Source organism: Paramicrobacterium fandaimingii, assembly GCF_011751745.2.
GTDB classification, from domain to species: domain Bacteria; phylum Actinomycetota; class Actinomycetes; order Actinomycetales; family Microbacteriaceae; genus Paramicrobacterium; species Paramicrobacterium fandaimingii.
Map to the genome: position 1 here is coordinate 1,254,703 of NZ_CP061170.1, position 25,357 is coordinate 1,280,059.

30 protein-coding genes are annotated in these 25,357 nt (G+C 63.7%); 16 read left to right on the forward strand and 14 right to left on the reverse strand.

What is annotated here, in order from left to right; all coding sequences use genetic code 11:
- Positions 1-8: 8 nt before the first annotated feature.
- Both greA and HCR84_RS06025 read right to left on the reverse strand, forming a co-directional pair.
- The gene (gene greA / locus HCR84_RS06020) at positions 9-497 is read right to left on the reverse strand and encodes a transcription elongation factor GreA (RefSeq protein ID WP_166984248.1); all 489 of its coding nucleotides are present in this window, start codon (positions 495-497) and stop codon (positions 9-11) included.
- Positions 498-579: 82 nt separating this feature from the next.
- Positions 580-1,038 (reverse strand): DUF4307 domain-containing protein, encoded by a 459-nt coding sequence (locus tag HCR84_RS06025; protein WP_166984247.1) that lies wholly within the window; start codon positions 1,036-1,038, stop codon positions 580-582.
- A 71-nt stretch (positions 1,039-1,109) separates the two neighbouring features.
- On the opposite strand from HCR84_RS06025, the gene mca reads away from it, so the two are divergent.
- Both mca and HCR84_RS06035 read left to right on the forward strand, forming a co-directional pair.
- Positions 1,110-1,985 carry a mycothiol conjugate amidase Mca gene (mca, locus tag HCR84_RS06030; protein WP_166984246.1) on the forward strand — a complete coding sequence of 292 codons (876 nt, stop codon included), beginning with the start codon at positions 1,110-1,112 and terminating at the stop codon, positions 1,983-1,985.
- The gene (locus HCR84_RS06035; protein ID WP_166984245.1) at positions 1,982-2,254 is read left to right on the forward strand and encodes a hypothetical protein; all 273 of its coding nucleotides are present in this window, start codon (positions 1,982-1,984) and stop codon (positions 2,252-2,254) included. Before mca ends, HCR84_RS06035 begins: the two co-directional genes overlap by 4 nt.
- Here HCR84_RS06035 and trhA read toward each other — a convergent pair.
- Complete coding sequence (gene trhA, locus HCR84_RS06040; protein WP_166984244.1) at positions 2,245-2,976, reverse strand: PAQR family membrane homeostasis protein TrhA; 732 nt, start codon at positions 2,974-2,976, stop codon at positions 2,245-2,247. The two genes, HCR84_RS06035 and trhA, sit on opposite strands and share 10 nt — an antisense overlap.
- Before the next feature lie 60 nt (positions 2,977-3,036).
- Between trhA and HCR84_RS06045 the strand changes: the two genes are divergently transcribed.
- The 5 genes from HCR84_RS06045 (at position 3,037) to HCR84_RS06065 (ending at position 8,158) form a co-directional block, all read left to right on the forward strand.
- Positions 3,037-3,822: an isoprenyl transferase gene (locus HCR84_RS06045; RefSeq protein ID WP_166984243.1), complete on the forward strand. Its 786-nt coding sequence runs from the start codon at positions 3,037-3,039 to the stop codon at positions 3,820-3,822.
- A gap of 1 nt (position 3,823) precedes the next feature.
- Positions 3,824-4,948: an aminotransferase class V-fold PLP-dependent enzyme gene (locus tag HCR84_RS06050; RefSeq protein WP_166984242.1), complete on the forward strand. Its 1,125-nt coding sequence runs from the start codon at positions 3,824-3,826 to the stop codon at positions 4,946-4,948.
- A gap of 205 nt (positions 4,949-5,153) precedes the next feature.
- Positions 5,154-6,506: an RNA 5'-3' helicase PhoH2 gene (gene phoH2 / locus HCR84_RS06055; protein WP_166984351.1), complete on the forward strand. Its 1,353-nt coding sequence runs from the start codon at positions 5,154-5,156 to the stop codon at positions 6,504-6,506.
- Positions 6,507-6,590: 84 nt separating this feature from the next.
- Positions 6,591-7,157, forward strand: a complete 567-nt coding sequence (locus HCR84_RS06060; protein ID WP_166984241.1) for a prepilin peptidase — start codon at positions 6,591-6,593, stop codon at positions 7,155-7,157.
- A 17-nt stretch (positions 7,158-7,174) separates the two neighbouring features.
- Positions 7,175-8,158 carry an aldo/keto reductase gene (locus HCR84_RS06065; protein WP_166984240.1) on the forward strand — a complete coding sequence of 328 codons (984 nt, stop codon included), beginning with the start codon at positions 7,175-7,177 and terminating at the stop codon, positions 8,156-8,158.
- A 68-nt stretch (positions 8,159-8,226) separates the two neighbouring features.
- Here HCR84_RS06065 and HCR84_RS06070 read toward each other — a convergent pair whose 3' ends face one another.
- The 5 genes from HCR84_RS06070 to xseA all read right to left on the reverse strand — a co-directional run bounded on the left by HCR84_RS06070 (position 8,227) and on the right by xseA (position 12,504).
- A complete protein-coding gene (locus HCR84_RS06070; RefSeq protein WP_166984239.1) occupies positions 8,227-9,621 on the reverse strand; it encodes a class II fumarate hydratase in 1,395 nt (464 codons plus the stop codon).
- Positions 9,622-9,713: 92 nt separating this feature from the next.
- Entirely contained in the window at positions 9,714-10,358 is a 645-nt protein-coding gene (locus HCR84_RS06075) for a carbonic anhydrase (RefSeq protein WP_166984238.1), read from the reverse strand.
- Positions 10,359-10,371: 13 nt separating this feature from the next.
- Complete coding sequence (locus HCR84_RS06080; RefSeq protein WP_166984237.1) at positions 10,372-11,031, reverse strand: DUF4245 domain-containing protein; 660 nt, start codon at positions 11,029-11,031, stop codon at positions 10,372-10,374.
- A complete protein-coding gene (locus HCR84_RS06085) occupies positions 11,028-11,255 on the reverse strand; it encodes an exodeoxyribonuclease VII small subunit (protein WP_166984236.1) in 228 nt (75 codons plus the stop codon). The genes HCR84_RS06080 and HCR84_RS06085 overlap by 4 nt, the downstream gene beginning before the upstream one ends.
- A gap of 31 nt (positions 11,256-11,286) precedes the next feature.
- Positions 11,287-12,504 (reverse strand): exodeoxyribonuclease VII large subunit, encoded by a 1,218-nt coding sequence (gene xseA, locus HCR84_RS06090; RefSeq protein ID WP_166984235.1) that lies wholly within the window; start codon positions 12,502-12,504, stop codon positions 11,287-11,289.
- Between the two features lie 70 nt (positions 12,505-12,574).
- Here xseA and HCR84_RS06095 point away from each other — a divergent pair, with 70 nt between their 5' ends.
- Positions 12,575-13,582, forward strand: a complete 1,008-nt coding sequence (locus tag HCR84_RS06095; protein ID WP_166984350.1) for a 4-hydroxy-3-methylbut-2-enyl diphosphate reductase — start codon at positions 12,575-12,577, stop codon at positions 13,580-13,582.
- Positions 13,579-14,238 carry a DUF6264 family protein gene (locus HCR84_RS06100; RefSeq protein WP_166984234.1) on the forward strand — a complete coding sequence of 220 codons (660 nt, stop codon included), beginning with the start codon at positions 13,579-13,581 and terminating at the stop codon, positions 14,236-14,238. Before HCR84_RS06095 ends, HCR84_RS06100 begins: the two co-directional genes overlap by 4 nt.
- A 171-nt stretch (positions 14,239-14,409) precedes the next feature.
- On the opposite strand, the gene fbaA is transcribed toward HCR84_RS06100, so the two are convergent.
- A complete protein-coding gene (gene fbaA, locus HCR84_RS06105; RefSeq protein ID WP_166984233.1) occupies positions 14,410-15,441 on the reverse strand; it encodes a class II fructose-bisphosphate aldolase in 1,032 nt (343 codons plus the stop codon).
- 99 nt (positions 15,442-15,540) lie between these two features.
- Between fbaA and HCR84_RS06110 the strand changes: the two genes are divergently transcribed.
- Positions 15,541-16,485 (forward strand): class II fructose-bisphosphatase family protein, encoded by a 945-nt coding sequence (locus tag HCR84_RS06110; RefSeq protein WP_166984232.1) that lies wholly within the window; start codon positions 15,541-15,543, stop codon positions 16,483-16,485.
- 120 nt (positions 16,486-16,605) lie between these two features.
- Positions 16,606-17,601: a class II fructose-bisphosphatase gene (glpX, locus tag HCR84_RS06115; protein WP_166984231.1), complete on the forward strand. Its 996-nt coding sequence runs from the start codon at positions 16,606-16,608 to the stop codon at positions 17,599-17,601.
- 72 nt (positions 17,602-17,673) lie between these two features.
- Here glpX and HCR84_RS06120 read toward each other — a convergent pair whose 3' ends face one another.
- Positions 17,674-18,975 carry a DNA recombination protein RmuC gene (locus HCR84_RS06120; protein WP_166984230.1) on the reverse strand — a complete coding sequence of 434 codons (1,302 nt, stop codon included), beginning with the start codon at positions 18,973-18,975 and terminating at the stop codon, positions 17,674-17,676.
- An 89-nt stretch (positions 18,976-19,064) separates the two neighbouring features.
- Positions 19,065-19,685 carry an HAD family hydrolase gene (locus tag HCR84_RS06125; protein WP_166984229.1) on the reverse strand — a complete coding sequence of 207 codons (621 nt, stop codon included), beginning with the start codon at positions 19,683-19,685 and terminating at the stop codon, positions 19,065-19,067.
- A gap of 106 nt (positions 19,686-19,791) precedes the next feature.
- Here HCR84_RS06125 and ychF point away from each other — a divergent pair, with 106 nt between their 5' ends.
- From ychF to HCR84_RS06150, 5 genes are all read left to right on the forward strand, one after another.
- Positions 19,792-20,865, forward strand: coding sequence for a redox-regulated ATPase YchF (ychF, locus tag HCR84_RS06130; RefSeq protein ID WP_166984228.1), 1,074 nt, complete (start codon positions 19,792-19,794; stop codon positions 20,863-20,865).
- A gap of 33 nt (positions 20,866-20,898) precedes the next feature.
- Positions 20,899-21,180: a type II toxin-antitoxin system RelE/ParE family toxin gene (locus HCR84_RS06135; protein WP_166984227.1), complete on the forward strand. Its 282-nt coding sequence runs from the start codon at positions 20,899-20,901 to the stop codon at positions 21,178-21,180.
- Entirely contained in the window at positions 21,167-21,469 is a 303-nt protein-coding gene (locus HCR84_RS06140; protein ID WP_166984226.1) for a HigA family addiction module antitoxin, read from the forward strand. The genes HCR84_RS06135 and HCR84_RS06140 overlap by 14 nt, the downstream gene beginning before the upstream one ends.
- 5 nt (positions 21,470-21,474) lie before the next feature.
- Positions 21,475-22,305, forward strand: coding sequence for an ornithine carbamoyltransferase (locus tag HCR84_RS06145; RefSeq protein ID WP_166984225.1), 831 nt, complete (start codon positions 21,475-21,477; stop codon positions 22,303-22,305).
- A gap of 137 nt (positions 22,306-22,442) precedes the next feature.
- Positions 22,443-22,880 carry a bleomycin resistance protein gene (locus HCR84_RS06150; protein WP_166984224.1) on the forward strand — a complete coding sequence of 146 codons (438 nt, stop codon included), beginning with the start codon at positions 22,443-22,445 and terminating at the stop codon, positions 22,878-22,880.
- Between the two features lie 91 nt (positions 22,881-22,971).
- Here HCR84_RS06150 and HCR84_RS06155 read toward each other — a convergent pair whose 3' ends face one another.
- The 3 genes from HCR84_RS06155 to HCR84_RS06165 form a co-directional block, all read right to left on the reverse strand.
- Positions 22,972-23,487, reverse strand: coding sequence for a tetratricopeptide repeat protein (locus HCR84_RS06155; RefSeq protein WP_166984223.1), 516 nt, complete (start codon positions 23,485-23,487; stop codon positions 22,972-22,974).
- 220 nt (positions 23,488-23,707) lie between these two features.
- Positions 23,708-24,652 carry a DMT family transporter gene (locus HCR84_RS06160; protein WP_166984222.1) on the reverse strand — a complete coding sequence of 315 codons (945 nt, stop codon included), beginning with the start codon at positions 24,650-24,652 and terminating at the stop codon, positions 23,708-23,710.
- A complete protein-coding gene (locus HCR84_RS06165; protein ID WP_166984221.1) occupies positions 24,649-25,215 on the reverse strand; it encodes a TetR/AcrR family transcriptional regulator in 567 nt (188 codons plus the stop codon). Before HCR84_RS06165 ends, HCR84_RS06160 begins: the two co-directional genes overlap by 4 nt.
- Positions 25,216-25,357 lie beyond the last annotated feature (142 nt).

The following is a 25,357-nucleotide window of genomic DNA, read 5'->3' on the forward strand; positions in this document are numbered from 1 at the left end:
GCTGACCCTCAGCCGGTGTAGGCCTCGACGCCCGTGATCTTCACCGAGATCGACTTGCCGTTCGGCGCCTCGTAGCTCGTCGAATCGCCGACCTTCAGGCCAATGATGGACTCGCCGAGAGGGCTCTGCTCGCTGTACACGTCGAGGTCGGAATCTCCGGCGATCTCGCGGCTGCCGAGAAGAAACTTCTCGTCGCCGCCGGCCACGACGGCGCTGACCACGGTGCCGGACTGCACGGTGCCGTCGACCTCGGGAGCCGCACTCACCGTCGCCGTGCGCAGCAGCTCCGTCAACGTGCGGATGCGCGCCTCTTGCTTGCCCTGCTCATCTTTCGCGGCATGATAGCCGCCGTTCTCTTTGAGATCGCCCTCTTCGCGTGCAGCCTCGATGCGCTTGGCAATCTCGTCTCGCCCGACTGTTGACAGGTGCTCAAGCTCGGCCTGAAGGCGGTCGTATGCCTCCTGCGTGAGGAAAGTGACCTGCGAAGCGTCAGTCATTGAGAACTCCCTAACATGAACAGACGCCCTGACGTCCGTCAGGGCGCGATGATCCAACCCACCACGTGGGTATCAGAAGATCTTAAGGCAGCCAGCAGCGGTAAATCAAACCGGTGACGGCCGTGTCGACAGTTCTGACGCTCTCGGTGAGTTCACGTGTTCGCGTATCGGATGCCGGGATCTCGACGATCTTCCACCCGACGATCGAATGCTGATCGTCTTGCGCCTGAAGTGCGCACATCGCAGCGGTACCCGGATCGACGGTGAGCTGATACGTCACATCGACAGTGTGCTCGTCGACGACCGTGTGCGCAACGTCGACGGCATTCACATTTGCGGCCGGCGCGAGAAGCCCCGCCCACAGCACCCACGCGCCGAAGACCACGACGATGAATGCTCCGAGCGACCACATCAGAGCTCTCAGGCGAATGCGCGAAGCCCGGCTGTTGCCGTAACGTTCGTCGAGACGTTGCGAGGCGGCAGCCGTGCCGTCTGCTCGCGTGCTGGCGGCAGCATCCGATGAAGCCCGCCGATCAGTCATTCAGCCCACCCACACGTCTCGCATGATTATTCTTGTACTAGGTTATTCGCTCCCACCTGAAAGCAGGCCACGTGACCCATCGTCTCCTCACCGTTCACGCGCACCCGGATGACGAGTCGTCGAAAGGGTCGGCCACCCTTGCCTACTACCGGGCGCAGGGGGCCGAGACGATGGTCGTCAGCTGCACAGGGGGAGAGGGCGGCGACCTTCTCAACCCGGCACTGGCCGATGTCGCGATGATCGAGCGCGACATGGCCGGCTACCGGCGCCGCGAGATGGCGGCGGCGCGCGAGGTTCTCGACACCGAGCATCGGTGGCTCGGCTATCACGACTCGGGAATGGCAAACGATGACGGAACGCACCCCGCACGCTCTTTTGCGTCGATACCGCTGCAGATCTCCGCTGGCGTTCTCGTGCGCGTGATTCGAGAGTTTCGGCCACACGTGATGATCACGTATGACGAGAACGGCGGGTACCCGCATCCTGATCACATTCGCTGCCACCAGGTTTCGGTCGAGGCGTTCGAGGCTGCGGCAGACCCGGCGCGGTACGCGGATGCCGGTGAGCCATGGTCGGTGTCGAAGCTGTACTACGACCACATCTTCAATTTCGCGCGCGTCAAAGCGAATTACGACATGCTGGTGAAGACGGCTCCGGACGATCCGCTCGCCGAACGGCTCGGCGAGATGCTGAGCTGGCGCGAAGAGCGCAACGGAACGGATGACCGCACGACAACGCACATTCCCTGCGGCGACTTCTTTGAGAAGCGGGATGCTGCGCTGAAGGCACATGCCTCACAGGTTCCCGCAGACAGCCCGTTCTTCTTCTGGTCGAACGACCTGCAGCGACAGGCCTGGCCGTATGAAGACTTCGAGCTTGCGCAGACGCGACTGAGCACACCCGAAGACGAAAACGACTTCTTCGCGGGAATCGAGGACGACCGGTGATCGCAGAGCTTCTGCTGAGGGCGGCGACGCCGTCCCCGACGCCGACGCCCGGCTTCGATCCGAACGCCGTGACGCCGGGAGTGATCGGCTTCATTGCCATCTTCGTCGTCGCCCTGCTCGTCGTGCTGCTGATACTCGACATGGTGCGTCGAGTGAGGCGCGTGAACTATCGTGCGCAGGTGAACGAGCAGCTCGACGCCGAAGAGCGTGAACGCGGCGACCGCGACGGCGGCGACGACACGGAGCGACCCGACAACCCTCAGACGTAGAGCGGATCGAGGGCGATCAGCAGAATCGCGCTCCAGTGGCACAGAAACGCGAGCACTGTGCACACGTGGAAGATCTCGTGAAAGCCGAAGATTCCCGGCCACGGGTTGGGGCGTTTGATGCCATATACGACGGCTCCCGCCGAATAGAGCAGCCCGCCGGTGATCACGAGAATCATCGTGGCGAGGTTGGCGTGCGCGATGTCGGCGAGGTAGGCGACGGCGCCCCACCCGAGCGCGAGGTACAGCGGCACGTAGAGCCACCGTGGGGCGCTCGTCCAGAACACGCGGAACCCGATGCCCAGAAGAGCTCCGGCCCAGACGATCACCAGCAGCAGCATGCCTTTCGACGGTGGGAGGGCGATCACGGCGAGGGGCGTGTACGTTCCGGCGATCAGCAGAAAGATGTTCGCGTGGTCGAGGCGACGAAAGACGAGGAGCGTCTTCGGTTTCCACGGGATGCGGTGGTACAGCGCTGAGATTCCGAAGAGCAGAAGAGACGTCGTCATGAATACGGCGCTCGCCCATTTCGCGGGCGCGCCGTCAGCCAGCACGACGAGCACGATTCCTGCAGCCAGCGCGACGGGGAACGTGCCCGCGTGAATCCATCCCCGCCACCGCGGTTTCGCGTCGAGCGGGTGCTCCGCGGCATCCTCGATAATCGGAACGCTCGGCAGTTCGGGTGTGCTCGTGTCAGAGGGCTGTGAGGGGTCACGACGCGGCATGAAGCAATAGTACGGCAGACGGCTGTGAAGCCAGCGGCATCCGTGCACTAACGTAATTGTGTGAATACCAGAACGGAACCGATCGGGCGCGGGCTGCTGTACAACCTGTACCAGAAGCGCCTCCGTCGAGCCCTGACGCCGCAAATGATGCCCCACCACGTGGGCATGATCATCGACGGAAATCGGCGTTGGGCAAAGCAGCTGGGGTACCAGACGGCGGCTCACGGGCACCGGGCGGGCGCCGCGAAGATGCGGGAGTTTCTCACCTGGTGCGACGACCTGGGCATTGACGTTGTGACGTTGTACCTTCTGTCGGCCGACAACCTCGCCCACCGCGCGAGTGACGAGATCAAAGACTTGCTCGAGATCATTGCCGACCTCGCCGACGATGTGTCGCGCTTTCGCGACTGGCGGGTCAAGCACGTGGGAAATTCGAACTGCCTTCCGGAGCAGCTGATCCAGTCGCTCGAGGCGGCCGAGCACCGCACCGAGGGCAAGAAGGGCCTCCACATCAATCTCGCCGTCGGCTACGGTGGCCGCACCGAGATCGTCGATGCGATGCGCAAGATTGTTCGCGAACACGAGATTGAGGGCCGCAGCCTCGAGGAGCTCGCAGACATGCTCACGCCCGACATGATCGGCGAGCATCTGTACACAGGGGGCCAGCCCGACCCCGACCTCGTCATCCGCACGTCAGGCGAGCAGCGTCTTTCGGATTTCATGCTCTGGCAGAGCGCGCACAGCGAGTTCTACTTCGTTGAGGCGCTCGGCCCCGATCTGCGCGAGGTGGACTTTCTGCGCGCGCTTCGCGACTACGTTGGCAGATCGCGCCGGTTTGGGGGCTGACATGACGACGCTCGAGCAGTTTCGCGACACATTCCTCGAAGAGCCGGGGTACCTCAACTACGCCTCGATCGGCCCGGTCTCGGCAACCGTTCGCGACGAACTTCGTGCCGAATACGACTCCCTGACGCGCATGCGCTTTGGTGCGGGGGACCGCACGCGAACGCACGATGACCGATTGGCGGATGCTGTCAGCGCGATGACCGGTCACAGCGGTGCGGACATCATTGCGCAGCCCAACACGAGCACAGGCCTGCTGCGCGTGCTGTTCGGCCTGTCCGGTCACATCCTGATGTCACGCGACGAGTTTCCGAGCCTTCCGGTGGCCGCCGTGCGCGCACAGGGCGCACTCGACCGGCTGTCGATCACCTGGATCGACGGCGCCGACGGTCGCGTCAGCCCTGACGTGCTCACTCAGGCGCTCAACGACGACATCACAGCGGTCGCCGTCACCCTCGTCGATGCGCGCACAGGGTACCGGGCTGACCTCTCTGCGATTCGCGATGTGATCGGGGATCGTCTGCTGATCGTCGACGCGATTCAGGGCGCTGGCGTGATCGATGCAGACTACGCCGCCGCCGATGTCGTCGCCACGGGCGGCCAGAAATGGCTGCGGGCCGGATGGGGAACCGGGTTTCTCTCGTTCAGCGACCATGCACTCGAACGTCTCGATCCCGTGATCTCCGGCTATACCGGCACCGCCGAATACGAGCCGTGGGGCACCGTCCCCGACGCAGCGCGAGGCAGCGCCTCGGCCTTCACCGTCGCCGGGCCGGACTATGTTGCCGAAGCACGGCTCTCCGCCGCGATCGAAGAGATCACCGCGCTCGGCATCCCCCAGGTCGAGGCAGCAGTTCTCGATCGGGCAGACGAGGTGATCGCGATGCTCGACGCCGCTGAGCTTCCCCTCGTTTCGCCGCGCAAGCGCGACGAGCAGTCGGGCATCGTCGTCGTGCGGCCGGCCGAAGGGCGCCTCGGTGCGCTGGGCGCCGCCATGCACAACACCGGTCTGACGACGACAGCCCGACAGGGGACCGTGCGATTCAGCGTGCATGCGGGAACGATCGATTCGACATTTCGGATGCTGAAGCAGGCACTGCTCGTCTATCGGTCATCGACAGATACGTAACGTTCACCGCGCCGACCACACCTGTTTCGGCGTGGCGTGAGCGGATCGGCTGCAGTGCGTCGTAGCGTCAGGCGTATCAGGTGAATTGCCTGATCGAGCCGGCCGGGAGCGCGACTCGAACCACCAACCCGGGCGACTCGCCAAGAGAGCCGAGCGCGTTCGCTCGGGGTTGGAGCCTGACGTGACTGCCAGCGAAACCACGCAGATGACACCGTCGACAGAAGGGCAATCAGACACCCGCACAGACCACGGATCTCCCTCGATTCAGGCGCTGCGCACATACGTGCTCGATACAAGCGTTCTGCTGTCTGATCCGCGGGCGATGTTCCGCTTCGCGGAGCATTCGGTCGTGATTCCCGTCGTCGTTGTCGGCGAGCTTGAGAAAAAGCGGCACGATCCCGAGATCGGCTATTTCGCCAGGCAGGCGCTGCGACTTCTCGATGATCTCCGGGTGAAGAATGGCCGCCTCGATTTCGCGGTGCCCGTCGGAGACGGCGGCAGCCTTCGTGTGGAGCTCAACCACAGTGCAATCAACGTTCTGCCCAGCGGATTGCAGCTGGGAGACAACGACTCGAGAATTCTCGCCGTCGCTCAGAACCTGGCGAACGACGGCCTCGACGTCACCGTCGTCTCGAAAGACCTGCCGATGCGCGTGAAGGCGTCATCGATCGGACTCGCGGCAGAGGAATACCGAGCCGAGCTCGCCGTCGATGAAAGCTGGACGGGACTTGCGCAGGTGCACGTGGGTGCCGACGACATGGCGACGCTCTATGACACCGACGTGCTGCCGGGGACGCACACAGATGATCTGCCTGTGAACACCGGGCTCGTCATACACTCCGAACGTGGGTCAGCACTCGGCCGCATCTCCTCTGACGGCACGGCGCGGCTCATCAACGGTGATCGCGAGGTGTTCGGACTCCGCGGTCGCTCGGCCGAGCAACGCATCGCCATCGACCTGCTCCTCGACCCAAACGTGGGGATCGTGTCGATGGGTGGGCGAGCCGGGACGGGGAAGTCTGCTCTCGCCCTCTGCGCGGGACTCGAGGCGGTGCTCGAACGCCAGATGCACCGCAAGATCATGGTCTTCCGGCCGCTGTACGCCGTGGGAGGGCAAGAACTCGGGTACCTGCCCGGGGACCAGGGTGACAAGATGAACCCCTGGGGACAGGCGGTCTATGACACGCTCGGTTCCGTTGTCTCTCAGAACGTCGTCGACGAGGTACTCGAGCGAGGACTCATCGAGGTGCTTCCGCTCACGCACATTCGCGGCCGCTCACTCCACGATGCGTTCGTGATCGTCGATGAGGCGCAGTCGCTTGAACGTAACGTGCTGCTCACCGTGCTCTCGCGCATCGGGCAGAACTCACGGGTGGTGCTCACCCACGACGTCGCTCAGCGCGATAATCTGCGCGTCGGTCGTCATGACGGTGTCGCCTCGGTGATCGAGACGCTTAAGGGGCAGGCGCTCTTTGGCCATGTCACGCTCACCCGGTCAGAGCGCAGTGCCATCGCCGCACTCGTCACCGAGCTGCTTGAGGGTACCGACATCGCCTAACCTCCGCGGGCCGGGCGTCGATGTGACGTCCCGGCCTGTGGATAACTCGCTCGCCCGACTCGCCTGGACGTTAGAGTCCTCGTCATGGTTGAGGTTCGCGCAGGGGAGATTTCGCGCCCGCGCGTGCAGTGGATGCTGCGGGCGGCCACCCTTCTCGTCACGGCGATCGTGCTTGCGCTGTCTGTCGGCTGGAGCTGGCTGCTTGTTGGCTTCGTCGCTGTCGCCGTCGCGACCTGGCCGCTCGTTGGCACCGATATCTCGGAACACCGGCTGCCGAACAAGATCGTGCTGCCCTGTTACCCGGCGGCCGTTGTCGGCCTTGCGCTCCACAGCATCACCACGGGCGCCTCTCCCGTTCTCGCGATCGTGTCGAGTCTCGGCTGCATCGTGGTTTTTACCCTCATGCACGTTCTGGGAGGCATGGGAATGGGCGACGTCAAACTCGTCGGAGTGCTGGGACTCCTGTTGGGCTCACTCGGCCTCACGGCCCTCACGGTCGGGCTCGCCTCGGCGTTTCTGCTCGGCGCTGTCGCGGGAGCCTGGGCGATGGCGACGCAGCGCAGGGGGGCGACTCACCGCATCCCGTTCGGGCCCTTTCTGCTCGTCGGCTTCTGGCTCGGCGTGCTCGCACCGGTGCTTCGACACGGATGACGCCATAGGATCGTTGCATGGAACAACGAATCTTGGGACGCACGGGACGCACTGTATCGACAGTCGGCCTCGGCACATGGCAGCTGGGCGCCGACTGGGGCGCGGTATCAGAAGATGAGGCGCTCGCAGTGCTCGACGCCTCGGCCGAAGCTGGGGTGACGTTCTTCGACACCGCCGATGTGTACGGCGACGGGCGAAGCGAGGCGATCATCGGGCGATTTCGTGCCGCAAACCCCGATCTGCCACTGACCGTTGCCACGAAGATGGGGCGCAGGGCCGAGCAGCTCCCTGAGAACTACGTTCTGCAGAACTTCCGCGATTGGACGGACAGGTCACGCCGCAACCTCGGTGTGGACCGGCTCGACCTCGTGCAGCTTCACTGCCCGCCGACGCCGGTTTTTCACAGTGACGAAGTCTTCGATGCACTCGATACGCTCGTCGATGACGGGGCGATCGCGAATTACGGAGTGAGCGTCGAGGAGGCAGACCAGGCGCTCGCCGCGATTGCGCGACCACGAACGGCGACGGTTCAGATCATTCTCAACGCGTTCAGGCTCAAGCCGCTTGACCGCGTTCTTCCGGCGGCAATTGAGGCCGGAGTCGGGATCATCGCTCGTGTGCCGCTCGCCTCGGGTCTGCTCACGGCGCGGTACAGCGCCGACACCGAGTTCGCGGCAGACGACCACCGCACCTTCAACCGTCACGGCGAGGCCTTCGATGTGGGAGAGACGTTCGCTGGCGTGGACTACGCCGATGGTGTGCGTGCAGCCAGGGAGCTTGCAGCGTTGGCTCCTGACGCAGCCACACCGGCTCAAGCAGCGATCGCCTGGGTGGCGCAGCAGTCCGGAGTCAGCTCAGTGATTCCCGGCGCGCGCTCCGTCGCTCAAGCGCAGGCGAACGCGGCCGCTGGGAGTCTCGGGCCGCTGCCCGAGGCATACCTACAGCGCGTGGCTGAACTCTACGACGTGAACTTCAGGGCAACAGTGCACGACCGCTGGTGAGACGGAGGCTATACGCGACAACGAGGGCGGAAGAGCATCGGCTCCTCCGCCCTCGTTGACGCTGAATGCTAGTTCGGGTGCGTCATCGACAGAAGATCGAGGGCGGAATCAAGCTGCTCCTCGGTGATCTCCCCGCGCTCGACGTAGCCCAACTCGATGACGGCCTCGCGCACCGTGATGCTCTTGGCGACCGAGTGCTTCGCAATCTTCGATCCGGCCTCGTAGCCGATGATCTTGTTGAGCGGCGTCACCGTCGACGGCGACATTCCCGCCAGCTCAGCAGCCCGCTCGGTGTTCGCCTCGAGACCGTCGACCGTCTTGTCTGCGAGAACACGCGACGCGTTCGACAGCAGGCGAATCGACTCGAGGAGCGCTGTTCCCATGACCGGGATCTGCACGTTGAGCTCGAAGGCCCCTGAGGCACCGCCCCACGCGATCGTCGCGTCGTTTCCGACAACACGTGCCGCGACCATGAGGACAGCCTCGGGGATGACGGGGTTGACCTTGCCCGGCATGATCGATGACCCGGGCTGCAGGTCGGGAATGTGAAGCTCGCCGAGTCCCGTGTTAGGGCCCGAGCCCATCCACCGCAGATCGTTGCAGATCTTTGTCAGGCTCACAGCGATCGAGCGAAGCGCCCCGGACGTTTCGACGAGTCCGTCGCGGTTTGCCTGCGCTTCAAAGTGGTCTTCTGCCTCGGTGATCGGCAGCTCTGTCTCGTCTTGCAGCAGTGAGATGACGAGCTGAGGAAACCCCTTCGGCGTGTTGATTCCCGTGCCGGTAGCAGTGCCGCCCAGTGGAACCTCGGCAACGCGGGTCAGCGACGCGCGAACGCGCTCGATTCCCAGCCGAATCTGACGTGCGTACCCGCCGAACTCCTGCCCCAGCGTCACGGGAGTGGCATCCATGAGGTGGGTTCGCCCCGACTTCACCGCATCTTTCCACAGCTCGGCCTTCGCCTCGAGGGCGACGGCGAGGTGATCGAGGGCGGGAACGAGCTCATCGATGAGGGCACCCGTCACCGCGATGTGCACAGACGTCGGGAAGACATCGTTCGACGATTGCGAGCAGTTGACGTGGTCATTCGGATGAACTGTGCTGCCGTGCCGCTGCGTAGCAAGTGTCGCGAGCACCTCGTTCATGTTCATGTTCGATGACGTGCCCGAGCCGGTCTGATACGTGTCAACGGGGAACTGATCGTCGTGGGCACCTGAGATGACTTCGTCTGCGGCCGAGGCGATGGCATCGGCGATGGCGCCGTCAAGCACGCCGAGCTGCTTGTTCGCAAGCGCGGCTGACTTCTTGATGCGCGCAAGCGCCGAAATCTGCGCAGATTCAAGCCCCGAGCCAGAGATCGGGAAGTTCTGCACGGCACGCTGCGTCTGTGCGCCGTAGAGCGCGGTGATAGGTACGCGAACTTCGCCCATCGTGTCGTGTTCGATGCGGTACTCGGTGTCGGCCACGGGTTCCTCCTCTATGGTCTGCGCATCCCTGCGCGGTTGATGTGTGTGGGGCGTTTCGCTCTGCCGTCGTGTTGACTCAGGTGCCTGGGCACTCAGTCTTCGGGCAGCTCGGAGATTCCCACCATCGCATCAGCGACGACGCGACCCTCCGCAAGTTTGTAATTGGCGCCGACGATGCCCAGCGTGTTGTTCGCCACGCCTGCGCTGATCATCTCTGAGCGTTCAAGTAGCTCCGTGATGGTGCGGCGAATATGCAGGCGTCCCGCTTCGAATGGGTCGGCTTCGCCTGGCTTGACGGATGCCGCAGCAGCAGCCTCGCGCACCGAGGGAACGATCTGCTGCACAAGGCTGTCAATGGCGGGCGGCAGCGGAGCGGCATCCGGTTTCTGTGAGTCAATCGCCGCGGCGACGGCCCCACAGCTGTCGTGACCGAGCACAACGACAAGGGGGACATTCAGAATGCCGACGGCGTACTCGAGCGAGCCGATCGCCGATTCAGAGACGACCTGTCCGGCATTGCGCACAACGAAGAGGTCACCAAGCCCCTTGTCGAAGATGATCTCAGCTGCGAGTCGCGAGTCCGAGCAGCCGAACAGCACGACGTCAGGGTGCTGCACATGAGCGAGCGACTCCCGCCGGCCAATGTCCTGGCGGGGGTGACGAGGCTCTCCAGCAACAAACCGTGCGTTGCCACGCATCATCTCTGCCCATGCTTTTCCCGGACGCTTCTGTGGCATTAGCTGGTTCCTCTCACTTTTGTGCGTTGGCCTTGACCTGCTCGGCAATGGCCTCCGCAACAGTGCGGATGTCGTCTGTCGTTGCAGTTCCGTAGATGAGGATTGTGCTGGAGCCGGACTCGGTGGCGAGGGCGTACTCGATGTTGCCCGGGTCGCTTGGGCCGGAGCCGTCACGGTTGTCGTACACGGTCCACGTGATGCCCTCGATCGTCACTGTGGTGTCGGCACGTGCCCCTTCGAGCTGCTGCGCCTGCCACGTGGCATTGGCGTCGAACCCCTGCTTGATGCCGATGAACTGCTCGTTTGGGGTGAGAAGGCCGATGTACCAGTACGAGATCTGCGGGTCGCGCACCGCGCTCAGCTTCGCCTTGTTGCTTGTCCAGCCGCCGGGGAGCTGCGGGTCGATGATCACGTCGTCGCGGGAAGCCTGAGCGTCTGCCGCCGCCGAATGAAAATCGACGTCTTTCAACAGGGAGGTGTTTGTGCGGGGCACGATCAGAATGATGATGAGAACGATCGCGAGGGTCGCGAGCAGCGCATAGACGAGGTTGCTCACGGTTTTGCGCGCGCGGTAGTTGTGCGAATCTACCGCTTTGCGAGCCGCCGTCTCTTCCGGCGTCTCGGGGCGGCCCAGCTCCGCGACGACGCGCGGCGGCTTCTGCTGACGGCTCATTCGTCGTCTGCGGCGTCGTTCTGGGCGACACGCGCGGCTTCGAGGCGCTTCTTCGCCCCGAGCAGCCACTCCTCGCAGCGCGCGGCAAGAGCCTCACCGCGCTCCCACAGCGCGAGCGACTGCTCGAGCGTCGACGCTCCCTGCTCCAGCTCCGTGACAACGCGAACCAGTTCGTCGCGGGCTTCCTCGTAGCTCAGGGCTGATACGTCGGGGGAAGAAGGCATGGGTCCATCCTAACGGCGGTTTGTGGGGTGGTCAGCGCTCCGTGGCACCGCGGGAGACGGCGGCAATCGCGCCGTCAGCGAGGGTGAGGGAGAGCGGCGTGCCCTCGGGAGCATCCTGTGTCGTGCGCACAACCTGCCCGTCGGCTGTCTGCGCGATCGCATACCCGCGATCGAGCGTGCGCTGCGGCGACAGCGCCCGCACCGAGGCGGCAAGCTCACGTGTGCGCGTCTGCTCGCGCTCCAACCGGCGGTCAATCAGCTCGGCGCCGCGCGCAACGTAGCGCGTGAGCTCGTCGGCGCGCTGATCGACGATCCAGGTGTGCGTGGCGAATGCCGGGCGCGAGCGAAGCTGCTCTAGCGCTCCAATTTCGTGTGTGATGAGCGTTGTCATGCGGCCCGCGATGCGCGCTCGTGCCTGCTGAACGATGAGCTGCTGCTCGGCGACGTCGGGGACGACGCGCTTCGCGGCATCTGTCGGAGTGGATGCTCGAAGGTCGGCTACCTCGTCGAGAAGCGGGCGATCTGCTTCGTGACCGATGGCGCTGACGAGGGGAGTGCTGCACGCCGCTGCGGCCCGCACCACCGCTTCGTCTGAGAACCCGAGGAGATTCTGAAAGTCCCCGCCGCCTCGCGCCACGATGATGACATCGACAGCCGGGTCGGCGTCGAGCTCGGCGATCGCCGCGATCACGTCTGCGACGATGCGCTCGCCCTGAACGGCGGCGTGGCGCACGCGAAACTCGACGGCAGGCCAGCGCAGCTGGGCATTGCGCAGCACGTCTTTCTCAGCATCCGAGCCCTTCCCCGTGATCAGGCCAACGCAGTCAGGCAGAAACGGCAGCCGCTTCTTGCGCGCCACGTCGAAAAGCCCCTCGGAGGCGAGTTGTGCGCGCAGCCGCTCGAGGCGCTCGAGCAGGTCGCCGAGCCCGACGTGCTTCATCTGCAGAACCTGCACGGTGAGCGTTCCGCCCCTGACCCAGAAATTTACCTTGACCAGGGCGACGACACGGTCTCCCTGCTTCAGATCGGCCGGAATCTTCTGTTTTACCGACTGCCAGATGGTGAAACTCACCGTTGCATCGGCGGCGACGTCTTTGAGCTTGCCGTACACGTTGCGGCCCGAAACGCCCCACTGTGTGATCTCGCCCTCGACCCACACGGTGCCGAGCCGTTCGATGTACTCGTGAAGACTGTGCCCGAGCTGCGCGACGGGCCACGGGTTCTCCATTGTCGCCGGAGCGTTTGCCATGTTCTGGGGCCTTCCTCAGTCAGTCGCACCTAGAATTGGAGTCGTGAGCGACGTGACAATCAACCTACCGATGCCGAGAATTCCCGGTGCTTCGTCGAAGCTCAAGGATATCGCGGTAGACGGCAGCAAGCGCGTGCTCCTCGCCGCACCGCGAGGGTACTGCGCCGGAGTCGATCGCGCCGTGATCGCCGTTGAGAAGGCGTTGGAAAAGTATGGTTCGCCCGTCTACGTTCGCAAACAGATCGTGCACAACATTCACGTTGTGACCGAGCTCGAGGCGAAGGGAGCGGTCTTCGTCGACGAGGTGGACGAGGTACCCGAGGGCGAGCATATCGTCTTCAGCGCGCACGGGGTATCGCCTGCCGTCGTCAATGCGGCATCCGATCGTGGTTTGCGCGCCATCGACGCGACCTGCCCACTTGTGACAAAGGTGCACAAAGAGGCGGTGCGCTTCGCGAAGAACGACTATGAGATTCTGCTGATCGGCCACGACGGCCACGAGGAAGTCGAAGGAACGGCGGGCGAGGCTCCGGAGCACGTCACGCTCGTCGGCAGCCCAGACGAAGCAGACACCGTCGAGGTTCGAGACCCAGACAAGGTGGTGTGGCTGTCGCAGACCACATTGTCTGTCGACGAGACGATGCAGACTGTTGATCGGCTGCGCGCGCGCTTTCCGAACCTCGAAGACCCCCCGAGCGACGACATCTGCTACGCAACGCAGAACCGCCAGGTGGCAATTAAGAAAGTGGCATCGGATGCTGAGCTGGTCATCGTCGTCGGATCGGCGAACTCGTCAAACTCCGTGCGGCTCGTCGAAGTAGCGCTCGAGCACGGCGCCCGAGCGGCACACCGCATCGACTACGCGTATGAGCTCAAGCAGGAGTGGCTCGACGGCGTGCGCACGGTCGGCGTAACAAGCGGGGCATCCGTTCCCGAGGTGCTTGTGCAGGAGGTGCTCGAGGCTCTCGCCGAGGCGGGCTACGGCGACGTCGAGCAGATGACAACGGCCGAGGAAGACCTCATCTTCTCGCTGCCGAAGGAGCTGCGCAGCGATCTCAAAGGGCGCGGAGCACGATGAGCGACAGCGAACCATCTGATTCCACCCGGCCAGCTCGGCCGAGGTTTGGCGAGTACGCGAACGAGAAGAAGCCCGCTCGTCCGCAGTTCGGTGAGTATGCCTCACCGGAAGAGCAGCGTGCGGCAATTCGCGTGCCGGCCACCGAAGACAACGAGTCGGTGCCGATCGAGAGTCACGGCGACGAGAAGAAGTCGTCAGAAGACACTGCCCGTCATCACGTGCACATGCCGACGAACCGGCAGCCCAAGAAACCCTCGGCGGCAAACAACGCCCCGATCGTCGAGGCCCGAAGGCGCACCGACCGCTTTTCGACATTTCTGCTGCTCGGAGTCGGCCTGTTCAGCGTGATCTCGACGGCGCCGTCGCTGCTTCAGCTTCCGCAGATGCTCACGCAGGCGTACGCGCAGTTCGGCATGGGCGAGTACACGAATACGTCGTTTGGCACCACGATCGGGTGGACAATTCTCATTGTGTACGCGGGCCTCTGGGTCGCTGCGCTGCTGCTGTCGCTGCGCCGCCTCGCCGCGCGCAAGAGAACGTGGTGGGTTCCGTTCGTCGTCGGCGTCGTTGCGAACGTCATCTACCTGATTCTGCTGACGGTTGCGATGGTGAATGACCCCGCGTTCATGCAGTACGTCAACGGAATGAACGGCTGACATTCGCTGCTCCGGTGTTGCCGTGATCGCGCCTGAAGGTGAGATGCCAGAAAACGTCGCTCAGTGGTCGCCAGGTGGCGACAGTTTTCGACATCTCACTTTTACAGACGGAACGGCGGATGCTGTCGAACCATGTCCGACAGCATCCGCCGTTGTGCGTTTCTGGCGACCCTAGATGGTGAGCGAGTTGCCGTGTGAACCGAGGTGGCGCGTCGACTCGACGACGCGGGCGGCCATGGCGGTCTCGGCGACCTTGCCCCACGCGCGCGGATCGTACTTCTTCTTGTTTCCGACCTCGCCGTCAACCTTGAGCACGCTGTCGTAGTTCTCGAACATGTAACCGGCGATCGAGCGAGTGAACGCGTACTGCGTGTCGGTGTCGATGTTCATCTTGATGACACCGTTGCGCACGGCCTCGGCGATCTCGGCGTCTGTCGAACCGGAGCCGCCGTGGAACACGAGGTCGAGCGGCTTGGCGCCCGTGCCGAACTTCTCGGCGATGCCCGACTGAATCTCACCGAGCAGTTCGGGGCGCAGCTTGACGTTGCCCGGCTTGTACACGCCGTGAACGTTTCCGAACGTGAGAGCCGAGATGTAGCGTCCGTTTTCGCCGAGGCCGAGCGCCTCGACGGCCTTTGTGACGTCAGCGACCGTTGTGTAGAGGGCGTCGTTGGTTCCCTCGTGCTTCACTCCGTCTTCTTCGCCGCCGACGACGCCGATTTCGACCTCGAGAATCGCGTTGATCGCCTTGGTGCGCTTCAGCATGTCTTCAGCGATCTGGATGTTCTCGTCGAGGGGAACAGCCGAGCCGTCCCACATATGCGACTGGAAGATCGGATCGCGCCCGGCCTTCACCTCTTCTTCGCTTGCGGCGATGAGCGGCATGACAAAGTCATCGAGAGCATTCTTGGGGCAGTGGTCGGTGTGCAGAGCCACTGTGATGGGGTAGTTCTTGGCGACCTCGGTGACAAACCGCGCGAAGGCAAGGGCGCCGGTTGCGCGGTCTTTGACGGTGTGACCGGCGAAGTAGTCTGCGCCGCCCGTCGTCACCTGAATGATTCCGTCGGAGCCTGCCTCCGTGAGGCCTTGCAGCACAGCGTGAATGGTCTGCGAGCTCGAGACGTTGAAAGCCGGAAACGCGAAGCCCTTCGACTTGGCGTTGTCGAGCATCTGAGCGTACTGCTCCGGGGTTGCAATGGGCATGACTTCTCCTAGCGGGGCGTGACTTTGCTTGCCCCCACAGCTTACTGACCCGGATGCCGCCCGCGCACACATGCTCGTCAGGTGCGAGATCATGGGCCTATGACTTTTGTGCCGAGCGACCGCGCGCTGCAAGATCACCTTGTGCGCATTACAGAGCGTGCCGCTGTGGCTGCTCGTGATCTTGTGGGATCGGGAGACAAGCTGGCGGTAGACGGCGCCGCGGTGCGTGCGATGCGACAAGCATTCGCGTCAGCACCGGTTGCCGCGCGCATCGTCGTGGGGGAGGGCGAGAAAGACGAAGCGCCAATGCTCTACGGGGGAGAGATGCTGGGCACGGGCGGCCCCGAGATCGACGTTGCCGTCGATCCGGTAGACGGCACGCGGCTTGCCGCCGAGGCGCTGCCCGGCTCCGTCGCGGTGATGGCTGTGGCACCGCGAGGAGCTCTCTTCGACCCGGCAAACGTGTTCTATATGGAGAAGCTCATTTCGCTGGCAGCAGGTGCGACGCTCTCTCTCGAGCGGTCGCTCACAGAGAATCTGTCGATTCTCGCCTCAGACCTCGGTCGGCCGGTGAGCCAGCTTCGCGTTGCCGTGCAGACGCGGCAACGCAATCAGCGGTACATCGACGAGGTGCGCGCTGCCGGAGCGATCGTCGTGCCGTTTGCCGACGGCGATGTCGTCGAGTCGCTTCGGGCGGCTCGCGGCGAGGGCGTCGATCTGCTCATCGGAATCGGCGGGGCGCCCGAGGGCGTGCTGACGGCCGTTGCCGTCGCGGCATCCGGTGGGCATATGCAGGCGCGGCTCAGCCCGCAGACGGCGGGGGAGCGCGACCGCGCGGATGCTGCTGGGCAGCCGTACGGAGCGATTCTTCGACTCGATGACCTCGTCGCGTCACCGGGTGTCTTCGTGCTCACGGCAGTGACGGATGCCGCTGGCCTCGCAGCCCCGCACGTTGTCGACGGTGCTGTCGTGACCGAGAGCATCGTCATCGACGGCGTCGCGGAACCGCGCACCGTCGTGCGCCGGCATCCGATGGTGCCGTGATGGCGTGCACACTCGTGCAGAGTGCTTGGTAGAACTGTGCGGGAGGGTGGCCTGGGGCTAGGCTGATGACGGCGCGAACGTCCGGCCACTTCGTTCCATCGCCGATCTGACAAGGAAACCGTGAGCACCACTGACTCCGCATCCCACTACCGTCACCCCGACCGCAACCTCGCACTTGAACTCGTGCGCGCCACAGAGGCTGCGGCGATTCGCGCCGTTCCGTTCATCGGGCGCGGCGACAAGAACGCCGCGGACAAGGCAGCCGTCGACGCCATGCGCGCCTTTCTCGGCACCGTCAACTTCGACGGCCGCGTCGTGATCGGCGAGGGGGAAAAAGACGAAGCCCCCATGCTGTTCAACGGCGAGATTGTTGGCAACGGCTCTGGGCCGCACTGCGACATGGCCGTTGACCCCATCGACGGCACGAGCCTCACGGCGGCCGGGCGTCAGAACGCCGTGTCGGTGATCGCCGTGTCAGACCGCGGCACCATGCTCGACGCGTCAAGCGTGTTCTACATGGACAAGCTCGTCACCGGCGCCGAGGGGCGCGGCGTCGTCGACATTCGCAAGCCGATCGGCGAGAACCTGCGCGCCCTCGCGAAGGCGAAGGGCAAGAGCATCGAAGACCTCACCGTCGCCGTGCTCGACCGTCCGCGTCACGAACAGCTGATCGACGACATTCGTGCGGCGGGAGCCGGCACACGCCTCATGCTCGACGGAGACGTCGCGGGTGGAATCAACGCGGCGCGCTACGGAACGCGCATCGACATGTGCGTCGGCGTCGGGGGCAGCCCCGAGGGCATCGTTACGGCGTGCGCGCTGAAGGGACTCGACGGCTTCATTCAAGGGCGGATGGCTCCAAAAGACGACGACGAGCGTCAGCACGGCATCGACGCGGGTCTCAAGATGGACTACGTGTACGAGGCAGACGAACTCGTGAACAGCGACAACACGTTCTTCGTGGCAACCGGCGTGACAGACGGTGGTCTTGTCGAGGGCGTCCGTCGCCTCGGCCCCATCATTCGCACATCGAGTGTCGTGCTTCGGTCGAAGTCGGGAACGATTCGTCGCATCACAGCCGATCACCTGGCCAAGAAGTGGCTCGACAACGAGTAACGCGTTCGAATTTCTGTCGGGGCCGCGATCCTTCTGGATTGCGGCCCCGATCAGTTAATCGGATGCTGCCGGTTAGTCGGATGCTGTGCGGGCACGTTCGTCTGGTGCCGCGGCGTCGAGCTCTGCGACGAGCTCGTCGGCGACCAATTCACGTGGCGCCTCTTCGACTTCGCCTAGGGCAGGAATGATCTTCGACTCGTCTACCTTGTTGAGTTTGCGGGCCGACGGAAGCACGGTGCGCTCAAGCGATCCGACGAACCGGTTGTAATCGGTGACGGTTGCCCGCACAGAGCGACCGAGCTTGTCGATGTGCCCGGCCATGGTGCTGAGTCGGGAGTACAGTTCGCGGCTGAGATCGAACAGATCTTTCGCCTCAGCGGTGACGAGTTCTTGCTGCCAGCTGAACGCCACGGTCTTCAGCACAGACCAGAGTGTGACGGGGGAAGCGAGGGCAACGCGCTTGCCAAACGCATACTCCATGATCGTGGGGTCGGCCTCAAGTGCGCTCGACACGAGCGACTCGCTCGGAATGAACGCAATGACAAGCTCCGGGCTCGCCTCGAGCCCGTCCCAGTAGGCCTTGCCGCCGAGGGCGGAAATGTGGTCACGAACCGCTTTGACGTGCGCGGCGAGCAAGGCCGTACGCCGAGCACCCTCTTCGCCGGTCGCGGTCACCGGAATTGCGCTGGCCTCGAGGTACGAGCCCATCGGCACTTTCGCGTCGACAGCGATGCTCTTGCCTCCCGGCAGATGGATGACCATGTCGGGCCGCCCTGCCCCAGCATCCGACGAGATAGAGGTCTGCACGTCAAAATCGACGCGCTCAATGAGACCTGCCGCCTCGACGACGCTGCGCAGCTGCGTCTCGCCCCACACACCGCGCACGGAATTGTTGCTGAGCGCCGCGGCGAGGCTATCGGCTGTCTTGCGCAGATGCTCCTCGGACTGCGCTGCCGTGCGCAACTGCTGAGAGAGCTCGCCGTGCTGCTTCTGCCGCTGTTCTTCGAGCGTCGCAACAGTCTGCTGCATGTCGTGCAGGCTCTGCCGCACGGGAGCAATCGCCTGCAGCAGGGAGTTCTCTGCTTTGTCTCGCTCGGCCCGCTGTTCACGTTCGCGGGTGAGCTGCGTCACCTGCGCGTTCAATTGCTCGGCCGTCGCCTCCATGCGCGCGAGATCGGCGTGGAGCTCTGCCCGAGCAGACGACTCTTCAGCACGCACAGCCTGCAGCTGCTGCTGGTGGCGCGCGTCGAGGAGCGCAGGCGACGCGGCATCCGCCCCATTTTTCGACCGGATGAGAAACACGGCCCACGCAAGCATGGCGCCGACAACCGCGCCGATGATCAAGCCGATGATGAGGGGGAGAGCTGCGTCCATGCTGTCAGTGTCGCAGGCGCCGCCGACATTCTGGCAGAGCACGCCGGATGCCGGTGTGCGCAATCTCGCGGACTGGCGAGACGTGGCGATCAGAGTAGATCAAGCAGTTCGTCGAGGGTGTCAATGCGCTGCGCCGACGCCGTGAGCTCTTGGTGGCCGCCGGCGTAGTGCACGAATCGAGTGCCAAGGCTCGCCGCGATCTCGTGGTCGTGGTTTGTGTCGCCGACCATCACGACGCTCTGGGGCGCCGCCCCTGTGCGGTGAATCCAGTTTGCGATGACCTCGTGCTTCGATGCGTTCAGTGCGTCATCGATGCTGAGAATCTCATCGAAGCTTTCGCCAAGCGCGTGCGGTGCCATCTGGCGGTTCAACGGATCGGCGAGCGTGGCGGATGCCAGCACCTGATGCATTCCGCGTTCGTGAATGTGCGCGATCGTTGCGCGAGCTTCGCTCCGCAGTGGTGCGTTCGATACCGCGGGAGCAAGCAGCTCAAGGTAGCGATGCGCCGCCGGAGCGAACTCATGGTCGGCGATACCGACTGCGGCGTAGAACGAGCGAATGGGAAAGGTGAAGCGGCGCCGGTAGGCGTCACGGTCGGTAAGTTCGTCGAGGCCCCATTCGCGGAGCACCTGGTTCATGGTCACGCGGCAGATCTCGACGTCGTCAAGCAGCGTTCCGTTCCAGTCCCAGCACACGGTTTTGATCTGCACGTGCGTTCCTCCTCGTGAGCGTAGGCGGGCATCGCCGCCCACCGCACAAACCTACACACCTGACCGTGAAAGCACGCGCGGCTTCGCACCGGTACGATAGAGCCTCGTGGCTCTCACTATCGGAATCGTCGGACTCCCCAATGTCGGCAAATCAACCCTGTTCAACGCGCTCACCAAAAACGATGTTCTCGCGGCGAACTATCCGTTCGCAACGATCGAACCGAACGTGGGCGTCGTCAGCCTTCCCGACTCACGGCTTGACGTTCTCGCAAAGCTCTTCAGCAGCGAGCGCATTCTGCCGGCGACGGTGTCGTTCGTCGACATCGCCGGAATCGTGCGCGGCGCGAGTGAAGGGGAGGGGCTCGGCAACAAGTTCCTCGCCAACATTCGCGAGGCTGACGCGATCGCCGAGGTGGTTCGTGGGTTCCACGACGGTGATGTCGTGCATGTCGATGGGAAGATCGACCCGAAGTCCGACATGGAGACCATCAACACCGAGCTGATCCTCGCCGATCTCGAGACGCTCGAGCGTGCCATCACGCGTTATGAGAAAGAGGCGCGCGGCAAGAAGATCGGCCCCGAAGTACTCGCTGCGGCAAAGGAAGCGCTCGAGGTTCTGCAGGCAGGAACGCCGCTGTCAGCGGCATCCGTCGATCTCGACCCCATCAGAGAACTCGGCCTGCTGACATCGAAGCCGTTCATCTACGTCTTCAACGTTGACGAAGAGATTTTGACGGATGCTGCCAAGAAGCAGGAGCTCGCCGCACTCGTCGCCCCGGCCGAGGCTGTGTTCCTCGACGCGAAGATCGAGTCGGAGCTGATTGATTTGGATCCTGAGGATGCCGCGGAGCTGCTGGCCTCCACAGGGCAAGACGAATCGGGGCTCGACCAGCTCGCGCGCGTGGGCTTCGACACGCTCGGGCTGCAGACCTACCTCACGGCGGGGCCGAAAGAGGCCCGCGCATGGACGATCGGCAAGGGCTGGAAGGCGCCGCAGGCCGCGGGCGTCATTCACACTGACTTCGAGAAGGGCTTCATCAAGGCCGAGGTGATTTCATTCGAGGACCTTGTCGAGACTGGCTCCGTGCAGGAAGCGCGCTCGCATGGGAAGGCCCGCATGGAGGGCAAAGACTACGCGATGCAGGACGGCGACGTGGTGGAGTTCCGCTTTAACGTCTAGCGTTAATGACGCAGTGCGTTATATGTTGGTGTCGTGATCAGATCGTTCGGGAGTAAGGACACCGAACGACTGTGGCGTCGCGAGCGGGTGCCGTCGATCGATCCTCGGATTCATTCGGTGGCGCTGCGCAAGCTTCGTCAGGTGGGGTCCGCGGAGTCGCTCGATGATCTCCGTGTCCCACCGGGGAACCGACTTGAAGCGCTGAAAGGCAATCGGGCCGGTCAGTACAGCATCAGGATCAATGACCAGTGGCGGATCTGCTTTGTGTGGACAGTCGCTGGGCCAGAGGAGGTGGAGATCGTTGACTATCACTGACAAGATCGAGCCGATCCATCCTGGCGAAGTTCTCATGGAGGACTTCATCGAGGGCTTCGGCATTACTCAGAACAAATTGGCGGTCTCGATTGGGGTGCCCCCGCGCAGGATTAACGAGATCGTGCATGGCAAGCGCGCGATCACGGCTGACACCGCGTTGCGGCTTGGCAAATATTTCGGCACGTCAGCGCAGTTCTGGATCAATCTGCAGGCGCATTACGACCTAGACCGTGCTGAGGATCGCGTGGCGGATCAGATTGCCGCGATTACACCGTTGACGGTCGCGTAAGTGCGATGACCGCCGAAGGACAGCACCTGCTTACTTTGCGGGGATGGGACAGCGCTGGGCTCAGCGCCTTCTTTGAGCTCGTGGATCGGTACGAAGCTGGTTCTGGGCCGAGCTTCGACAGCGCAGTCGCTATGTTTTTTCCGCCATCGAGCCTGCGCACTCGTTTCTCGTTCGAGCGGGGTGCTGCCGAGATCGGACTCCAGTCGATTACCTTGCCGCCGGAGACGCTAGACAAAGATGAAGATCTGGCTGACGTTGCCGGATATCTTGCGCAGTGGGCCGATCTCGTCGTTGTTCGGCACCCGGAAATGGACGTGCTGGAGCAGCTGGCTGCACCAGGTTTTTTGCCCGTTGTCAACGCAATGACCAGCGTGAATCATCCGTGCGAGGTACTGTCTGATCTTTACGCACTTTCGCGCGATGCCGACATTACGCAGCTGCGTTACGTGTTCGTCGGCGCGGATGGGAACATCGCGCGGGCATGGTGGGAAGCGGCTCAGGCGTTTGGTCTAGATGTTCGCCAGAGCTGTCCGTCTGAGTTGCGCGTCGTTGGGATGCCGTGGGAGGAAGATTTGCGCCACGTAATCCCGACCGCTGACGTTGTTCTCACCGATGGTCCAGGGCGTCATGCCGAACTCCTCGGCACGTATCAGATAACGGGCGAACTGCTGAATCTTGCACCGCATGGTGTTCGGTTTGCCCCGTGCCCGCCATTTGTGCGGGGGCGTGAGATCAGCGCGGATGCGATTACACATCGCTCCTTCGTTGGATACGAGTTCAAGCGATCATTGAAGTCCGTGCAACAAGCGGTGATGGCGCGGTCGCTCTTGTCTTAAGAGGTTGGTATCTGCGGCGGCGTGGTGGAGTTTAGGTTTAACGTCTAGTCGCATTGCGGTTCAACCTCTCAGGTGGATCGCGTCGACCTCTCGCCGGTGGACGCGGGCGGTACACCAACGGCTGAGAGAATGTCCGGATGGCCCGTACTGACTGCGAACCCGATCTCGTTCCTGAACTTCTCGTCAACGACGTGGCGAGGAGTATCGACTTCTGGTGCAACGTCTGTGGTTTCGAGGTCTCATACGATCGTCCTGACGAGGGCTTCGCGTACGTCACCCGCGGACGCGCACACGTCATGCTCGAGCAACGTGGAGCCGGTCGGAACTGGCTGACCCAGGAGCTTGATCCACCATTCGGGCGAGGAATCAACTTCCAGATCGGCGTACCTGACCTCGAGCCGATCCTCGCCGCACTTGCGAACGCGAAGTGGTCGCTGTTCATGCAGCCAGAGACGAAGTGGTACCGCGTGAGCGACAGCGAGGAAGCAGGGGTAAGGCAGTTCCTCGTGACCGATCCCGACGGGTACTTGATTCGATTCCAGAGCTCGATCGGTCGTCGGTCCGTCGCTCGCTAGGGAAACCAGCACAAGCTCCGTGGCGAAGGAGCAGGTGCGCGCCCGGACAGATTAGAGGTTGGCCCGTGTGGGGATGTCGTCGAGTTCCGCTTCAACGTTTAGCCGGATCGTCTGAAGTCGCCGACTCAGTGAGCGCGGCGGCGTAGTTGCGCATCGAGCGCTGGTATTGGGGCAACGTTCCTATCTGCGCTTCGATGGCGACCCGCAGTGCTTCATCCTTGCGTCCGGCGCTATGGAGTGCCAGAGCCAAGACGACGCGGGGTGCGGAGCCCGTCGATTCATGCGTCGGCGCAGCTTGAAGGACGGCGATTGCCTCGTCGAGGCGGCCGAGATTGCGAAGGGTCGATCCGTACTGGACTGCGAGCTGCGCATGTCTGGCTGCGTCGAGGCCGAGTTCGAGAGCGCGCTCGTACTCGGCACCGGCCTCAGCCTCGAATCCCACGGAGTCGTACATGCCTGCGAGTTCGAATGCGGCCCTGCCATCGGTGGCAGGGCATGCCGCGGCCACGTCGCGCATAGCAGCCACGCCGTCATCGCAATCCAACGAGGCGAAGCGCTCCCAGAGATCAGCGACGGAGGCTTCCCACTGTTCAACTGCTGGTGTCATAGCGCCAACTCTGCCACGACGCGAAGCTCGTGGGCATCGTGATCGGACGGGCGACACCAGCGACAGACGGCCCAAAGGTTGGTCTGTGCCGGAACGCGGTGGAATAGAGGTTTGTGCTTTAACCTCTCCACAGAACTTATTGGGCCGCACCAAGTGTTTTGATCCCGATACTGGGGCGGATCTCCACGTCTTGCCCGATGTCCATCTCTGGCTGACTGATTCAGACTTCCTGACCGAGCGGGAGCTCGCTCGAACGCGACGGTTCAACGGCACGCGCCTGTGTCGCAGGTGCGAGCGAGAGAACCAGGAGCGAGGCGCAGATGCCCGCGAGCCCAGCCCATCCGATGGCGGGGAGGCGCTCTCCGACGATGGCCACGGCCAGAATGGCGGCGATCGCGGGTTCAGTGAGGGTGAGCGTAGTCGCGGCGCTTGGATTGACGCGTGTGAGGCCGTACCCGAAGAGCAGATAGCCCAGGAACATCGGGATCAGTGCCATGTAGAGCCCGACCATCATGGGCTGGGCCGAAGCGATGAGCGGTGCGCCGGTGATCAGAAGTACGGGCATCAGGGCAATGCCGCCCAGGCCGAAGACAGCGCCCATCGCTGCCGCGCGCCCGACGCCGCGGTTCATGAGGCGGTGAGCGCTCCACGAATACATGGCGTAGGTCGCGCCAGCAACCAGACCGAGAATGACGCCGGCGACCGTGGGGAGCGTCTCGCTCGGCGCGTCGTGCATCTTCGCAACGCACAGCACTGTGCTCCCCGCGATGCCGAGAACCGATGCGAGCATCCACCAGCCGCTGAGCCTGCGTCGCTCGATCACCCGTTCCAGAAGGCCAGAGGCGATCGGGGCAGAGCCGAGGGACACGACAGTGCCGACCGCGACGCCAGCCAGATGCATCGAGCTGTAGAAGGCCAGCGGGTAGATCAACACGGCTGCGCCTCCGGCGATCACTGTCCCACGTTGCGAAGACAGTGCGTGACGTTCCCGGCGGAGCGCGGGGGCAGCGATGGCTGCCTGCAGGATGCCGCCAATGCCGAGCGCGGCCGCGCCCATGGCCAGCGGCCCGACTGACGGTGCGAACGTCGCCGCAGTCCCCGTGGTGCCCCACAGGAAGGCGGCGGCGAGCACCGCGAAGATGCCGGTGGGGGAGCCTCGCTTCACAGTGCCGCCAGCATCCGCGATGCGATGGCCCGGGCGTGCTCCAGGCGCTCCGGGGTGCCCTCGAGGCCTGCCCGCGCGACGGCTCCTTCGAGGAGGAAGCTGAAGTGCTCGGCCAGCTCCAGCGCCTCGGCTTCGGTGGCCACGGATTCCAGGTTCTCGGCGAGAATCTTCTCCACCTGCTCCTTGTGTGCGCGCACGGACGAGCGGGCGGGGTGTCCGGCCGGAAACTCGGCGGCAGCATTGAGCAGCCCGCAGCCCCGGAAGCCCTTGCCGTAGGCGTCGTTCGCGTGGTCGATGTAGGCGTCGAAGACTGCCACGACCCGGTCCGTGACTGTCGAAGCTTTCGCAGAGCGCTCCCGATACAGGTCGAGCCACTCTTCGTGGCGGGCGTCGATGTAGGCGCTGACGAGCGCTGCCTTCGATGAGAAGTTGTTGTAGAGACTCTTCTTCGCGACCATGGCCTCGGAAGTGATCGTGTCAATCCCTGTCGCGTGCACGCCGTCCTCGTAGAAGCGTCTCGCCGCAGCATCGAGCAACCGCTCTCGCGCTGATCCTTGATTCATGTCACCCTCCCGTCGGTAGGTAGGTCAGTCTACCTACCGACTGACCGACCTGGAGGTGCTTCAGTCTCTGCACGCTTGGATGCTTCCGAGCACGGGTGCGAGGTCTTAACGGCCTGCGCGAGCCCGAGATGAGGATCGTTCT